At 44.0% G+C, this 14,185-nt stretch carries 13 protein-coding genes and 2 pseudogenes; 1 reads left to right on the top strand and 14 read right to left on the bottom strand.

The window, feature by feature from the left end; genetic code table 11:
* Positions 1-334 precede the first annotated feature (334 nt).
* The 3 genes from QUA10_RS04620 to QUA10_RS04610 all read right to left on the bottom strand — a co-directional run bounded on the left by QUA10_RS04620 (position 335) and on the right by QUA10_RS04610 (position 3,942).
* Positions 335-2,581 carry a glycoside hydrolase gene (locus QUA10_RS04620; protein WP_333082215.1) on the bottom strand — a complete coding sequence of 749 codons (2,247 nt, stop codon included), beginning with the start codon at positions 2,579-2,581 and terminating at the stop codon, positions 335-337.
* A gap of 193 nt (positions 2,582-2,774) precedes the next feature.
* Positions 2,775-3,011: a NifU family protein gene (locus QUA10_RS04615; RefSeq protein WP_006632519.1), complete on the bottom strand. Its 237-nt coding sequence runs from the start codon at positions 3,009-3,011 to the stop codon at positions 2,775-2,777.
* 280 nt (positions 3,012-3,291) lie between these two features.
* The gene (locus tag QUA10_RS04610) at positions 3,292-3,942 is read right to left on the bottom strand and encodes a DUF3386 domain-containing protein (RefSeq protein WP_333082216.1); all 651 of its coding nucleotides are present in this window, start codon (positions 3,940-3,942) and stop codon (positions 3,292-3,294) included.
* Between the two features lie 320 nt (positions 3,943-4,262).
* Here QUA10_RS04610 and QUA10_RS04605 point away from each other — a divergent pair, with 320 nt between their 5' ends.
* A complete protein-coding gene (locus QUA10_RS04605) occupies positions 4,263-5,801 on the top strand; it encodes a PAS domain S-box protein (protein WP_333082217.1) in 1,539 nt (512 codons plus the stop codon).
* Positions 5,802-6,207: 406 nt separating this feature from the next.
* On the opposite strand, the gene QUA10_RS04600 is transcribed toward QUA10_RS04605, so the two are convergent.
* From QUA10_RS04600 to QUA10_RS04550, 11 genes and pseudogenes are all read right to left on the bottom strand, one after another.
* Positions 6,208-7,017, bottom strand: coding sequence for a GAF domain-containing protein (locus QUA10_RS04600; RefSeq protein ID WP_333082218.1), 810 nt, complete (start codon positions 7,015-7,017; stop codon positions 6,208-6,210).
* Between the two features lie 314 nt (positions 7,018-7,331).
* Complete coding sequence (locus QUA10_RS04595; protein ID WP_333082219.1) at positions 7,332-7,583, bottom strand: zinc ribbon domain-containing protein; 252 nt, start codon at positions 7,581-7,583, stop codon at positions 7,332-7,334.
* Between the two features lie 95 nt (positions 7,584-7,678).
* Positions 7,679-7,825: a transposase gene (locus QUA10_RS04590; protein WP_333086185.1), complete on the bottom strand. Its 147-nt coding sequence runs from the start codon at positions 7,823-7,825 to the stop codon at positions 7,679-7,681.
* A gap of 195 nt (positions 7,826-8,020) precedes the next feature.
* Positions 8,021-8,578: pseudogene (locus tag QUA10_RS04585) on the bottom strand (ISAzo13 family transposase).
* Positions 8,579-8,801: 223 nt separating this feature from the next.
* Positions 8,802-9,065, bottom strand: coding sequence for a hypothetical protein (locus tag QUA10_RS04580; RefSeq protein ID WP_333082220.1), 264 nt, complete (start codon positions 9,063-9,065; stop codon positions 8,802-8,804).
* Positions 9,066-9,227: 162 nt separating this feature from the next.
* Positions 9,228-9,629, bottom strand: a pseudogene (locus QUA10_RS04575) (IS4 family transposase); the annotation flags it as partial.
* Between the two features lie 180 nt (positions 9,630-9,809).
* Complete coding sequence (locus QUA10_RS04570) at positions 9,810-11,198, bottom strand: UDP-glucose/GDP-mannose dehydrogenase family protein (protein WP_333082221.1); 1,389 nt, start codon at positions 11,196-11,198, stop codon at positions 9,810-9,812.
* A 97-nt stretch (positions 11,199-11,295) separates the two neighbouring features.
* Positions 11,296-12,234 (bottom strand): UDP-glucuronic acid decarboxylase family protein, encoded by a 939-nt coding sequence (locus tag QUA10_RS04565; protein ID WP_333082222.1) that lies wholly within the window; start codon positions 12,232-12,234, stop codon positions 11,296-11,298.
* 641 nt (positions 12,235-12,875) lie between these two features.
* A complete protein-coding gene (locus QUA10_RS04560; RefSeq protein WP_333082224.1) occupies positions 12,876-13,007 on the bottom strand; it encodes a hypothetical protein in 132 nt (43 codons plus the stop codon).
* A 48-nt stretch (positions 13,008-13,055) separates the two neighbouring features.
* The gene (locus tag QUA10_RS04555; RefSeq protein WP_333082225.1) at positions 13,056-13,469 is read right to left on the bottom strand and encodes an HNH endonuclease signature motif containing protein; all 414 of its coding nucleotides are present in this window, start codon (positions 13,467-13,469) and stop codon (positions 13,056-13,058) included.
* Between the two features lie 3 nt (positions 13,470-13,472).
* Complete coding sequence (locus QUA10_RS04550) at positions 13,473-13,850, bottom strand: hypothetical protein (RefSeq protein ID WP_333082227.1); 378 nt, start codon at positions 13,848-13,850, stop codon at positions 13,473-13,475.
* Positions 13,851-14,185: the final 335 nt, after the last annotated feature.

Genomic DNA, 14,185 nt, shown 5'->3' with positions numbered 1-14,185 from the left:
TATGATGTGCGGTAAATTAAGTATTCGTTAGTAGTGAGGGCTAAAGTCCTATTTTTTATGAGGATTGAAGCCCTCACTACCCACAAGTTTTATAGGGCTAGATCGACCGGACGCGATCCGAATGATGAAGGCATTAGGCAGCCAGAGTAGAAGCCCCTATTCAATAATAATTGATAATTATTTAATTGTTTGTTCCTTCAAACAAGGGCTAATGACTAATGACTGTTGGCAGGGGCGGGTTTATATGTATTTGGGTTAGCAGTTCTACTTTGCTCGTGAAACCCGCCCCTACACCCTAATGACTAAGGACTAAGGACTAATGACTAATGACTTTTTACGGCATTCCGATCGGAATCAAAGAATCGAACGGCATACAGCTAGAGTAACGACTCCCTTCCGATAAAACCGCAATCAGCCTCACCTGCCAGTCGGGCATAATCTGCAAATCCGCCCAGGGCACTGCTACCTCCAAACATTTATCCACTCCCACTTGGGCGCGGCTAATGCGGGGCTGCCACTCATCCCCATCTTCTGCTTCCTGAAACCAAATCGATTTCGTCAGCAAATTAATCTCTAACTGATGGTGGTATCTATAGTTTAGCGGTGCTTCGTCAGGCAAACCCAACAGCGGAATCAGACTGTTGTTCATTGTGTGATCGGGATAAAACCAGAACAAATTTAACTGCTGCGGGCAATCAATTCCCGGTCGCACCCCTACCTTGAAGTCGGCACGAATGTAAAAATTCAAGTGGTCAACCCCGTACCAAAGGCGCTGAATGGCCGAACTCCGGTGCATCGTACCCCTTGCTCCCCCAACTTCAATCCGGCCGGCTTTGTCCCAATCCTGTTCGTTGCCGATACCGTCAATTACCGGGTGAATAAAGCTCAGCGGCAGGTGGTCGCCTTGAACCTCGTGCACCTCTACTTGCCGTCGCACTTCTGGGGGTACGGGCTCGCCGAGAGCTTCGTAAATTCCCGCTACGTGTTCCCGAAATAGCTGGTCGAACATAGCATCTTGGTTGGACGTGTGGCCTTCGCCAAACCACCAGAACCAGTCGGAACCTTCGGCAGCGTAAAGCGCTTCCCAAGCTTCTGGGTTGTTTTCTTCTGTGGCCTCTGGATGGTTTGCCAGCAGTTGTCTCGCAGGCCCTAACAAGTCCCAAGCGCGATTTTTCGCGGGATCGCCGATCCAAGTTGTCAGGGAACCGTCTACCCACGAACCTGTGTGCAGTTGGGCTGCGGGAATTGTTTCGGTTGCTGGGAATTTGTCAAGAAATTCCGAGACGGTGACTAATTTGATATCTGGATTGTCGCTGAGAGTTTGATAGAGGGATTCTAAGAATGGTTTGCCGTCTTGGGGATAGAATTCCCAGCAATTTTCGCCGTCTAGAGCGATCGTCACTAACCAGGGATTTTCTAAAGCTGTTTGACCGTCGGGTTGTCGGTGTTTGAGAGTTCTGCCGATCGCTTCTAAGTGTCCCACTAAATCTGATGCTGCTTTTTCCGGTTCCATCGAACCGTAAGTAAACCCAATCAAGTCGGACAATCTGTGGTCTCTAAATACTATGGCTAAATCGCCGTCAGGAGTTTCTAAACGGTAAGGGCGATATAAGAATTCTGGTTCGTAGACATTCCCTGTCGCGTCGCGGTGGAAAAAGTGTTTAATTGTCCACCCCAATACTGCTTCGTCCGAGACTATCCATTTAAAGCCTTGTTTGGCAATGTAGGGCAAAATTTCCGGGCTAACTGCTTGTTCCGACGGCCACAAACCGCGCGGTTGGCAATCAAACCGGTCTTCATACATTTCCCAGGCTTTTCTCAGGTGTCGGGGAATATCTTCTGCCCACTGAAACCGGTGTTGTGGCAGCGTCATGTTTGGAATAGCTATGCGGCCGCCATTAGTGTCGGCAAGCAGCGGTAAAATCGGGTGCGTGTAGGGGGTTGTGGAGACTTCCAACTGTCCCTCAGCTTGCATTTTACGGTGCTGGGGAATGATGCGAGCGAGGATTTCTTTTTGTTTTGAGTAGATGTTTTTTCTGTCTACCAAACTAAAATTTTGTCCTTGTTTTAGCCACCCTGCAATATCGGGATCGTCCCAAAACAGCGGGTCAATCCAAGCTAAATTGTGCCACGCCAGCAAGTCGCTAAAATCCTGCAATTTCCAGTTTGCCAAACACCACTGAATGCCTTTTTCCTGTCGCTGAGTGTAGAGTTGAGCGTAGCGGGGGTGCGGCTGAATCAGGGTGTGGTAATTGGCGTCAAAGAAGTGTTCTAAAATGAACTCTTGTTCTTCGATATTTAAAGTTTCTGCTGGCTTTAATGTCACCGCCAAATAAGGGTCTAATGCTTTGTCTGCGAGGCAGTCTTCTATCTGCAAAATCAAGGATGGAACCAAGTTTACGGTTTGATGCAGTTTGGGATATTTTGCCAGCATTAGCACTAAATCCAAGTAGTCTTTGACTCCGTGCAAGCGCACCCAAGGCAGTCGGTACTGGGCGGCTCCTGCGCTAGCTGATACTCTGGATTTATAGAGCGGTTGGTGTTGGTGCCAAATGAAGGCTACATAAAGGGGGTGAGACATTGCATTTAGTAATTGGTAATTGGTAATTGGTAATTGGTAATTGGTAATTGGTAATTGGTAATTAAATTAGGTAATTGGTAATTGGCAATTAAATTAGGTAATTGGCAACTGTCAACTGGTAATTAGCAACTGTCAACCGTCAACCGTCAACTGCCAACTACCAATTGCCAACTACCAATTGCCAACTGACTAATTACATTACCTGTTCGACTTCAGCAATTTCTGGAATAGCCTCGCGCAGGCGACGTTCAATGCCCATTCTCAGAGTCATTGTGGAACTCGGACAAGAGCCACAAGCTCCTTGCAGTCTCAGGTGTACCACGGGGCCGTCAATTTCTACGAGTTCGACGTTGCCACCATCGGATATCAGGTAGGGCCGCATTTCATCGAGAACTGTTTCGACGTTATCTCTGGTTAGTGCTAGTGTCATATTTCGCCTCTGTGATGATTTCTTGCAGTTGATGAAAGTTCGATTTGACTCAAGGACAGCATTCTCAACCCGCGCGGGATTTAAGAAACCGGGTTTTTTGATCAAAGACTTAGGCACTCAGGTGAGCCCGCGGCAGGAAACCCGGTTTCTGTCACGCTGATGCTCGATCCCAATTAGCTCTCTCGTTCGATCGTAGCGTTACTTGTCGCCAAATCAAGTTGATTCTGATACGTTAATCAAAAAAACCCGTTTTATTTAAGAAATCGGGTTTTTGATCGCGCTACACTACTGCTGGTTCTAGCAGTTTGACATTGGAGTAGTTGAACTCGGTTGTTGTCAGTTGACCTTTTTCTTTGGCTCGAACTACTTGCTTGGTCATGACATAATAGTCGCCTATCTTCTCAAAGGTATCTTCAAATTCTAGTTCTTTGATGATTTCGTTGGTTTGAGGGTTGCGGAAAACGGCATCGTAGTGGCTGGCCAAAGAACCTTCGGGTGTCTCTAAGCTTTTGTGCGTGTCAATTACGAAAGCCATGCGGCCCATCACCCGACTGACTTGACAAATTGAGAGACCTCGGATTTTATAATTCGATCCCATTGAGTCGCCTTGCACCAAGATGTCCACAGCGTCGGTGCTGTCTTTCTCGCCCAGGGTGAAGCTATTTTTGCCGTGAGATTTTTCAAATGTCGAGCGTTTGCGGTGGGTGACAATATCGCGCATTTGGGTGTAGACGCTTTGCTGCACTTCCTCATCTTCAATGCCGCTGACTTCCACGCTCATGTCGGGTTTGATGGAAACATGACCCGTATATACTTCGTCGCCCTGTTTGAGTTCAATATCGGCACTGTAACCGGGAAAATTGGCATCCCAGGTATAGCGGTGTTCGTAAGCAGCGCGAAACAAATCGCGAGCGTTGGCTTGCTCTGTCATAAATCCCTCTTTCTCTTGACACCCATCTAGTTTAGCTTAACCGCGAGAAGCCCCACATTCACTGGGTAGGGGAGTTACCCGCACTCCTGGCGAGCACTTCTTGGGGGTGGGGCTGGGCTGGCAATTAGGGCGCAACAAGAATTTACTTTCTCTATCGGTTGCTATGATTTGAAGATAAAGTCCCAAAATGCGTGCTTATTGAGAGGGCGATGGGTCGATCGCCAGACACCAGTCTTAGTTATGGGTTATGTTGAAAAAACTTGTGTCCGCTTTTTAGGGGTTGCACCCGCAGGCAACTATTAGATTCCCCCCTTAATAAAATGCTAGAAACTGTCTACAAACACTTAGAAACATTGCAGGAACAAGCTAGGGAATTGCCACACCCCCAACAGGCAATTTTTACAACAATTTTGGAAAATTTATCAAATTCTCTACAAGAAATGGCAGGCAGCCGCTTGTTTGAAAGCGCCACAAATAACGCCGCAAAGCTGGTTGAACTTGAAAAAAATAATCGCCTATTGGAACGCACTGTAGCCCAGCAAGTAGGGCAAATTAGACAGCTACGGGAGCAGTTGGAAAAACAAATCAGCCAGCATCGCAGGGACAATCAAGCATTAACTAAAAGTGAAGCCAAACTGCAAGCTATGCTGCGTAATTCTCCGGATCTAATTAGCATTATTGGCTCCGACGGACGAGTTCGATACCACAGCGGATCTCTACAGCGGCTTTTGGGTTACAATCCCGAAGAAAGAATTGGCAAATTTCATGGCGAGTTAATCCATCCAGACGATTTGCTGGCTTGGCAGACGTATTTTGGTAAGTTGTTAGAAGCTCCCGGAATTGGGGGGACAATTGAATATCGGAAACGCCATGCTGACGGTTCTTGGATCTACATGGAGTCGATAGGTAACAGTTTGCTTTACGATTCTAGCGTGCAGGGAATTATAATTAATTCGCGGGAAATAGGGGAACGAAAGCAAGCGGAAATTGCAGTCCGAGAGTCGGAACTTCACTACAGAGTTATGTCGCAAATTACTTCGGATTTTGCCTATTCTTTTAAGGGGCAGCCCGACGGCAAGTTCGCCTGCGAGTGGGTGACAGAAGCTTTTGAGCGCTGCACCGGTTGCGTTCCTGAAGAATTAGAATCGTTTGGTTGGTGGAACTCTGAACTCGTTCATCCAGACGATAGGGAAATGTTAATTAAACAGTTAGAAGGCTGTACTTTCAGCCGCACTGGAGCTAATGAGTATCGCATTATTAATCAAAAAGGCGAGGTGCGCTGGGTGCGGGACTACTGGCAAGTGGTGTGGGACAAAACTGCTGAACGGGTTGTCCGTTTGTGGGGTGCTTGTCAGGAAATTACCGATCGCAAGCAAGTAGAATTGAAACTACAACTCGTTAACCAAGTTTTGCAAGCCCAGATAGCATCGGCGCCACTGGCGATTAACTGTACCAGCAATGACGGCAATACCGTTGTTTGGAACCGCGCCGCCGAACAACTTTTTGGCTGGACTGCGGCTGAGGTTTTAGGAAAACCTTTACCGAATATTCCTGAAGGCCAAAAGCAAGATTTTTACGCGCTGCTAAAGTCTGCGTCTAATGGCAAACCGCAAAACGGTTTGGAAATATCTTTGTTGAAAAAAGATGGTAGTTCGATCAATGTTTGGCTTTGGGCCGCGCGTGTGCGAGATGCGGGCGGCCAGACTGTCGGCAGTATCAACATATTTTCTAATCTTTCAGAACGCAAGCGCATAGAGGAAGAGCGCCAAAAACTAGCAGCGATGAAAGATATGGAGGAACCTTTTTGGGCGCGCTATGTCAGCCCTCCAAAAACTCCGAAAAAAAAGGGCGGCGGGTAATTCTATCAAGCACAAGTTAAAAGCATTAACAGTGCAAAAGTGTAATCTTATGCTTGCAATATCCTTTCCGGTCAAATAACCTATTTGATGTGAGTCGTTCGAGCGGACATAATATGATAAATACACCGCGCTAAGCTGTTGTGCATTTAAATAGGGTGTGAGGATTTGGTGAAAGGGAACAGGAAAGGGGAAACGGGGAACAGACAATATGTAATTTAAATGCTCGACAGCTTACTACGTGTAGTAGTTGCTATGCTGTACTGTGTAAAACTATAATTCCCTAAAAATAATTGATGAACCAGCTATCGAATTTATTGAGGGAATCTATCGATAAAGTGTCAGGTTTTTCCTGGTAAAACTTGTGGGAACGTAAATATTAGACTTGTTAAATACGCCACTAGAAGGTTTACTGATGCCCCGATTTTTCCTGACTCCTGAAAGTGGCTAACTCTGCGTGAGTTTGGCAAGCTTCACTTAACTCAATGTAATCTAAAATATTGGAAATTACCTGAGAAAGGTGGATAGCCGAACGGTGAGCTTCTTGGATAAAATCTCTCTCCTCTATGGGATTGTCAGCTTGGTCGTCTATGGTTAGTTGTAGATAGCCGATGATGTGATTTAGGGGAGTGCGGAGCTCGTGGGACGCCTTCAACAAAAATTGCTTTTTGAGCTGGGATAGTCCTTGTACTCGCTTGGTGCGCTCTTGGTAGAGGGTAGCAAGGGCGATCGCACTTCCTACTTGCTCGGCAAGTTCTTGTGCGAATTCGATCTGGGATTGAGTCCAAAGTCGATCGGTCTTACCCTTTCCCGACGATCGACCTTTGCACTGATGCAAGCTAATTATGCCGTTAGGTTGCTCTTGGTAAGCGGTAGCCACCACTAGCAGCGACTGCGGCCCAAAAGAGTCATTGGCTGCAAAGGACTCTACTACCACCGGTTCGAGGGTGGCTAGAGCTTGAAGGAAATGAGGTGCTGCTGTGAGCGAGATTTCCATTCCCAGCATGGGTAAAAATGGTTCTTGGCAGTATTCAGCAGCTACTTTGACTTGCAGGCTAGAACTTTCATAGGGACAAAGGATACAGCGGCTGACGCCTAGTGTTTCTCCCAGACTGTTAACTGTTTGCTGCCAGATGGTATTGAGATCCAAGGTGCGACGAATATTTCTGCCAATTTGGAGTAAAAGCTTTTGCGATTGAGCTGATATTTGCTGATTCATAGCAACCCTTTTTCTACTAGACTGGCAAAAGTTTACCACTCCGGCAACAGAGCAGGGAGTTACTTAATTTGCCAGCCTGCCGCTGTCCGACTTATTGATTACGTAATTCTACTTAAATATTGCCACAGACCGTCAAACATTACTAAGTATTTGCGGTGTCTTTACAAGATCTTTATGATTTTCACATAGAACGGAGAGCGTCCTGTTTTCGTGAACTACCCAGCGCTGACATAAAGGTACAGCGTGATTCTGACTTCAACGGGGATTGGGTCAACTTAGACTTGCGTCCCAGTCTCGGACTCACATCCCCTCCTCTACTCAGCAGTCCTGCTTCCCAAGACTGATAGCATTATGAGTCCTTCTGCTCTAATATTTGCTGAAGCGTTGCCATCTCTATCGTGATGGGTACCCCAACTAGTACAAGTCCAGGCCCTAACATCTAATGGCATTTCACTCACCTGATAGTGGCAGTTTGAACAGAGTTTCGAGCTAGGGAAGCATCGGTAAATCTCTACCAACACTTTACCTTCACGGTCTAGTTTGTACTGCAAGAAATTGACAAACATCCTCCAACCTACATCAGAAATTGCTCTCTTCTAGTTTGTGGTTACGAACCATGCCCTTTGTGTTGAGACTTTCGACTACGATGACTTGGTGATCGTCAACAAGCTTTCAATGGTAGCTTATGTAAGTAGTCTTGACGGACATTGCTAATTCGTTCGTGAACCCTAGCAACCAGTTTCCTGGCTTTATTTCTAGACTTGCTTCTTTTCTCCTTTCTGGGTAATTTTTGCTGCTTTTTTTTCAGGTTGCGTTCATGTTTTGCTAAGAAATGAAAAATTAATAACTTGATTAATGAGTGAGTTTAGGTACGGCTCGATAATTGCATTTGGGTAAATATTCATCAAAAACAATTTTTCTGTTTTTTTTGAAATCATCAGTCACCTTTTGACCAATTTTATAGATTTTATCTGCCACATTTACAACTACAGATAGACCATCGTTAGTTAGTGTGAGTTTTTTCCATGAGACTCTTGACTAAATTTAGACTTGTAAAAAATACTCTTTGACCAGCTCTGGTAATATGAGGGAAGAGTCGATGTTTAATGGGATTATATTTAAATATATAGGGATGATAATGAGCCATTTTGAGATCAATTACGATTTTATATACTAACTTTTGTAAATATTGTTTAAAGATATAATGATTAGCATTATTGCTGCCGCCACCATCACACTTAGCTCAAATCAAATTGGGATTAGGATAGGTAGCTTTTTCATAATTGTTCCACCAGTGTTTGATGGATTCACAACCAAATTCACTGGTCTCCTTACTGTTACCTAATGTTACGTACCCTCGATTTTTTTGGCAATCGTAAATTTCATGTGGAATCACTTTCCCGCAACCTAAACTCCAAAAATCATGGTCTAAAGTAATGACAGGTTCGGTTGTATAAAGAGTACCAGGACGATATAAATTACCTAAAATTTCTTTCTTTTTGGTATCAAAACTAATAATGGGATTGCCTGCTTCTCCATACTGTGTGTCGAGCATGGCAATATTGTAAAATTGAGCATTACGATTTTTATTAGTTCCTTTCCTATTGTTTGCTTTTTTTGTGCTTTTTGGTTGACATATCCATGCTTTTTTAAGAGTTTATTTACTAGGGAAGACTGATAATAAATCCGACCGACTTCAGTCCCTAAGCTATTTCTTTATGTGTTAAATTAGTCCCTTAAATTAACTCATTCATTGGGTCTCCGGCTGTCGCAAATTTTAAAATTTATAAAAATGCGGCATCAATTCCGATTTGGCTAGAAAAAATACTTTTTCTCCCCTCGCCACAATTTATAATTCTTGAATTATTGACTGTCTCTATCTGTTGCTCCATTTTTTTTAAATATTCAATTCCATGAACCACGGTATTGCGACTACATCCCCAAAGTCGTATTATATAGCTAATTCCACCCCAGCCCAATTTTTGAGCCTCTATCCCTACATACCTTCTTTTATCCTTCTCTGATAAAGAGTTATAAAACTTCTTCATTTTAGAGTCAATTGAACTCGAATAAAACGTGGGTTTAAAGGTAAAATAGTGTACGGTAATAAAAAAATTGTTGCAAGTTGCTCGGGTGTTTTGGTAAACTCAGCGATCTAGCCTTGTTCTTGATTATATATAATAATTCATCAAGTTATTGATTTTTTATTCCAAAGCATGATTGCCCCAAATTATCGTGACTATGATTAGATTGCGGTCTGGCCATTGAGTTCTTTCGAGAGCAACGGCTACATATTTTTTAGTTGAGAATGTTAATTTTGAACGGTTTCTCCGTTGCGCTCTATTAAATCTTTGCTCTCTAAATTCAGACTTTAAAGCCACTTTGATTATAGGAAACCACAGCAACTTGGCCGCAAGCTGGGGGAGCTTAAGAAATCGCTGGAGACTTCAGACGCGAATATTGTATTGAATCGGTTGTGGAAAGATGTTAGCCAATCTTGATAATCTGACTTGTCGATGGCTTTGAAGCATCAGAACTAAGAGTTCTAAGGTGAGTGCTTGACTCTCGCTCAAGTTGATTCGTAATAACTTTTGGTATAATGTCTTTAGTATTTTTTGTGGGGTGGCTCCCAAAGCCACTCGCTTTTTTACGACTTCTCCATTATCTCAAACAATTGCCCCGTCTGGGTTTTCCCTCGGTTGTCACCCTCTCAGCCTGAATTCTTACCTAACGGATAAGTTGCGATCGCTATCCTCAAGATATAATCGCGATCGCAACTTCACGCTCACCCTTTACCTTCCAATCCCCACATATTGGAAACCAGCCGCTTCTAAAGCCTTCTTGTCTAAGAAATTGCGGCCATCAATCATCACCGGATGATTCATCAACTTTGCCATTTTCTCGTAATCTAAATTACGAAACTGTTCCCAGTCAGTCACCAACACCAAAGCATCGCAACCGTCTGCCAACCTTTCCGGGTCAGTTTCTACCAAAACTCCCGACAAACCGTGACGCATCCCCGTTTGAGAAACAATCGGATCGTAAGCTTTAACTTTCGCTCCCAATCGGTTCAAACTCTCGATTAAATTCAGCGCCGGAGCATCTCGCAAATCGTCAGTATCCGGCTTGAAAGTCAAACCCAAAAGTCCGACGGTTTTACCTTTGAGAATCTTCAAAACGTGCTGCAACTTTTCAATAGCAATCAACCGCTGGCGTTCGTTAACTTCCACGGCCGCTTTTAGCAAATGCGCCTCGTAACCGTAATCCTCAGCCGTGTGAACTAAAGCCGAGACATCTTTGGGGAAACAAGAACCGCCCCAACCAATGCCAGCTTGGAGAAACTTGTTGCCAATCCGTGAATCTAAGCCGATACCTCGGGCAACTTGACTAACATCTGCACCGACGCGATCGCAAATATTAGCAACTTCATTAATAAAGCTAATCTTCGTAGCTAAAAAAGCATTAGCTGCGTACTTAATCATCTCCGCTGAACTGATATCAGTCATCACCACAGGAACCTCCGGCAAAGACGGATTTTCTGCAAACTTGCGATCGACAATCGGCCGATATAACTGTAGCATCATATCCATAGCCCGCTGAGAGTTGCTGCCAAGAACAATGCGATCGGGATTAAAAGTATCGAAAACAGCACAGCCCTCCCGCAAAAACTCCGGGTTGCTAACCACATCAAATTGAACACCTGTTTTTGCTGCGACTTCCTCACCAGTAGCGCCCTCACCGCTTTGAGGCTTTTGACGTTCTGCTAAACCGTCTAGTACAATTCTTCGCACCCAATCCCCCGAACCGATGGGCACTGTCGATTTGTTTACGATTACTTTGTAATCGCCGTCGAGGTGAGCTCCAATGCCACGAGCAACCGCTTCCACGTAGCGAGTATCGCTTTCCCCAGTAGGCAATGGAGGCGTCCCCACGGCAATAAACAAAATATCCCCGTGAGCCACTCCTGCTGCTAAATCCGAAGTAAATTCTAGATTGCCAGACGCAGATGCAGAAGACATTAATTCAGACAGTCCAGGTTCAAAAATAGGCGACTGTCCCGACTTCATTAATTTAACTTTTTCTTCGTTGTTGTCTACGCAAATCACGTGGTGGCCGATGTGGGCCAAACAAGTGCCGGTGACTAAGCCAACATATCCTGTACCGATGACGCAAACGTGCATAGAAATCTCCTCAAAGCTAGTAAATAAATCAGGTAGGAATTGGGAATTGGGAATTGGGAATTGGGAAGATTTTTTCCATCCCTCACTCTCCCAGTCTCTACTTTTGGTTTCCCTCGATGCGAGCCCGAAAATCCTTTATAGTCAACTCTAAACCTTGATCCAGCGGCACAGTTGGCTCCCACCCCAACCAATTTTTAGCACGAGTAATATCCGGTTGTCTCTGTTTTGGATCGTCTTCGGGCAGCGGTTTAAAGATAATTTCTGCCCCTGGATTAATCGCGTTTTGAATTTTTTGTGCCAGTTCCAATATAGTGTATTCGCCGGGATTTCCCAAATTCATCGGCCCGATTTGGTCGCTATTCATCAAACGAATAAATCCTTCCACCAAATCAGAAACGTAGCAAAAACTACGTGTTTGGGAACCGTCGCCGTATACAGTCAGCGGTTGGTTTCGCAAAGCTTGAGCAATAAAATTGCTTACTACTCTGCCGTCATTTTCCAACATCCGGGGGCCGTAGGTATTGAAGATTCGCACAACTCGAATGTCTACTCCATTTTGACGGTGGTAATCAAAAGATAAGGTTTCAGCTACTCGCTTGCCTTCGTCATAACAACTGCGAATTCCTATACAATTAACGTTGCCGCGATAATCTTCTGTTTGCGGGTGGACATCAGGATCTCCGTACACTTCGGAAGTGGAAGCGAGAAAAAATCTTGCTTTTACCCGTTTTGCCAATCCCAACATATTCATCGTGCCGATGACGTTTGTTTTAATTGTCTTGACAGGGTTGTACTGATAGTGTATGGGGGAAGCGGGACAAGCCAGATGATAAATCTGATCTACCTCTAACCGAATCGGTTCCGTGATGTCGTGGCGGATCAGCTCAAAATACGGGTTGTCCAGCCATTTGAGGATATTGCGTTTAGTCCCGGTGTAAAAATTATCCAGGCAGACTAACTCGTGTCCTTGGGCCATTAAGCGATCGATTAGGTGGGAACCGAGGAAACCCGCACCGCCTGTGACTAAAATTCTCATTGTGGAAACTGCCGTTCTGTTTAGGGGTAGGACTGGAGTACAAAAATTCAGTCGCTCGAATGAAACTTACTAATAGAATAACAAAATTGCGATCGCCAATGTAAATACTTATGCGTCACTTTTATCAAATCTTTAATTAACTTAGCATTTTCAAATAGTTTGAACAAAGTGCTATAATTCGCAAATGTCGATAGCAATTTTTATTTAAGTTTTAATATTTCCGAAAAAACACTCTTGACATTAGTTCTTTTATTTGTTAGTGGTTATTGGTTATTTGATGACTTCGGTCTGAGGTTGGGCGATGCCCTAGGGAATAGCTGCGCTTCACGGCTTTATTTGAAAAAACCAGGGTCGATTTATCTGAAAAGCAATATGAGAGAAATTATGTCGATTTCGCGAAGAGAATGTCTGCCACTTTCAACTCAGGGTTGCACCCGTTCAATTGGGATTTGTGGAGATTGCAGCCAGAAATAAACCAGGTTCATTGTGTAGCCTTTAGTTTTACAGTTTCTCAGGAATCGAGCGAAGTTACGATCGGCTAAAGTTGTCTCGAAGGCGAAATCCGTGTCAGAGTCTGATAAAGTTCGCAGTCTTTGTATCATTAAGCGTCCTGCGAGGATGGCGACTGACTCAGCAGTGAATTAGGACATTCCGGCCACGATCGCATCTGCATTTACATATTCCAAACATTCTAAAAAATAGGGTAATAATCTCAGGGAAACTGTAGTTTTACCTGAACCGTTAGGGCTGCCAATAATGTAAATATTGGGCATAATTGTAGTTCAACTTTTATTCATACTTTTATAACTCAAATTCAATGTTTATGGATACCGTCCTTGATTAATCAAAACTTGACGCTCAAGTATGCGATTTGGAGCATTGAGTTTGAGTAATCTTGCAGTAGCTTGACCAATCTGAGTGATGCCTTCTATTCTGCCATCATTAAGAACAAAATGTTCGTCCCATACCAGACGGCGTGGATTAAACAAAGGGACAATTTCGTCATTAATTGGGTCTATAGTAGCTAGATCGGAACCTTTATAGCGGTTACAAGATAAACAAGAAAGAGCGAGATTCTCAGCACGAGTTTGACCCCCATGTTTTAAGGCAATGATATGGTCTACTTCATGGCTGTAGATTGAAACATCTTGATGAATCCGGCAATATTCACAGTGTCCTGAAGCTCTTTCAATAACTAATCTGCGGAGTTCGGCAGGAATTAAACTAGAAGTCATTTATCAAGTCGCTGAATAGGCTCTGGCTTTTAGTAAAATCATCAGATGTTCTAGCTGTTCGTAAACATCTAATTCTGCTATTTCCATTGGATTTAGGGTCGATTCGCGGTTTTTCTCAAGCAAAGTTTGGAGGCGTGTCTGAGCCTGTTGTGAAACCTTGAAATTAACAATGTCTTGTGGAATTGGACTCTTTATCAAAAAGTCAAGGATTTCTTGATAAACTGTAGGAATATCCCCACTATGAGTGGTGATTTCCTGCTCGATAGTTGTGGGCTTTTTAGTTAGTTCTAGAAGTTCCCAAAGCAATTCTGGCAAGCGATTTTGCAGAGGTTCTAGACGTTGAGCCAGTTCGTCGGGAATTTGAAGGGTAATTGTTGCCATGTTTTTTAGTGACTGACGCTCTCATTGAATCGTAGCACAATAGAAGTACGATCGCCCTTTTTTGAGAAATGCAGTGTGCGATCGCCCCGCGCGATCGGGTAAAAGTGCGATCGCGCTTCCTGATTTTAGTCGCTACACCCTACCAATCTGTTGAATTGTGGCAAAATTTTAGTTACCGTTGTTATCGTTGATGTCTAGATTTTGTATTGAGAGTTCTGAATCTGGTGAGGTTGGTATTCGCAGGTTTATAAAAAATACTAAGCTGTTGTGCATTTAAAACGCATATTGTATTATACAATATAACCATATTTATGAAAAGTCAATGCCGAGTAAAA

The organism is Microcoleus sp. Pol8_D6 (assembly GCF_036700965.1).
Taxonomy (GTDB): domain Bacteria; phylum Cyanobacteriota; class Cyanobacteriia; order Cyanobacteriales; family Microcoleaceae; genus Microcoleus.
Note: the sequence above shows the minus strand (reverse complement) of the source record. Positions and strands in the feature narration are given on the sequence as shown.

Excerpts from the sequence above, each read along its gene's own strand:
- QUA10_RS04620 (WP_333082215.1), bottom strand. The coding sequence starts at position 2,581 with ATGTCTCACCCCCTTTATGTAGCCTTCATTTGGCACCAACACCAACCG.
- QUA10_RS04580 (WP_333082220.1), bottom strand. The coding sequence starts at position 9,065 with ATGAAGAAGTTTTATAACTCTTTATCAGAGAAGGATAAAAGAAGGTAT.
- QUA10_RS04565 (WP_333082222.1), bottom strand. The coding sequence starts at position 12,234 with ATGAGAATTTTAGTCACAGGCGGTGCGGGTTTCCTCGGTTCCCACCTA.
- QUA10_RS04550 (WP_333082227.1), bottom strand. The coding sequence starts at position 13,850 with ATGGCAACAATTACCCTTCAAATTCCCGACGAACTGGCTCAACGTCTA.
- QUA10_RS04610 (WP_333082216.1), bottom strand. The coding sequence starts at position 3,942 with ATGACAGAGCAAGCCAACGCTCGCGATTTGTTTCGCGCTGCTTACGAA.
- QUA10_RS04555 (WP_333082225.1), bottom strand. The coding sequence starts at position 13,469 with ATGACTTCTAGTTTAATTCCTGCCGAACTCCGCAGATTAGTTATTGAA.
- QUA10_RS04615 (WP_006632519.1), bottom strand. The coding sequence starts at position 3,011 with ATGACACTAGCACTAACCAGAGATAACGTCGAAACAGTTCTCGATGAA.
- QUA10_RS04595 (WP_333082219.1), bottom strand. The coding sequence starts at position 7,583 with ATGTTTGTCAATTTCTTGCAGTACAAACTAGACCGTGAAGGTAAAGTG.
- QUA10_RS04570 (WP_333082221.1), bottom strand. The coding sequence starts at position 11,198 with ATGCACGTTTGCGTCATCGGTACAGGATATGTTGGCTTAGTCACCGGC.
- QUA10_RS04560 (WP_333082224.1), bottom strand. The coding sequence starts at position 13,007 with ATGCCCAATATTTACATTATTGGCAGCCCTAACGGTTCAGGTAAAACT.
- QUA10_RS04605 (WP_333082217.1), top strand. The coding sequence starts at position 4,263 with ATGCTAGAAACTGTCTACAAACACTTAGAAACATTGCAGGAACAAGCT.
- QUA10_RS04600 (WP_333082218.1), bottom strand. The coding sequence starts at position 7,017 with ATGAATCAGCAAATATCAGCTCAATCGCAAAAGCTTTTACTCCAAATT.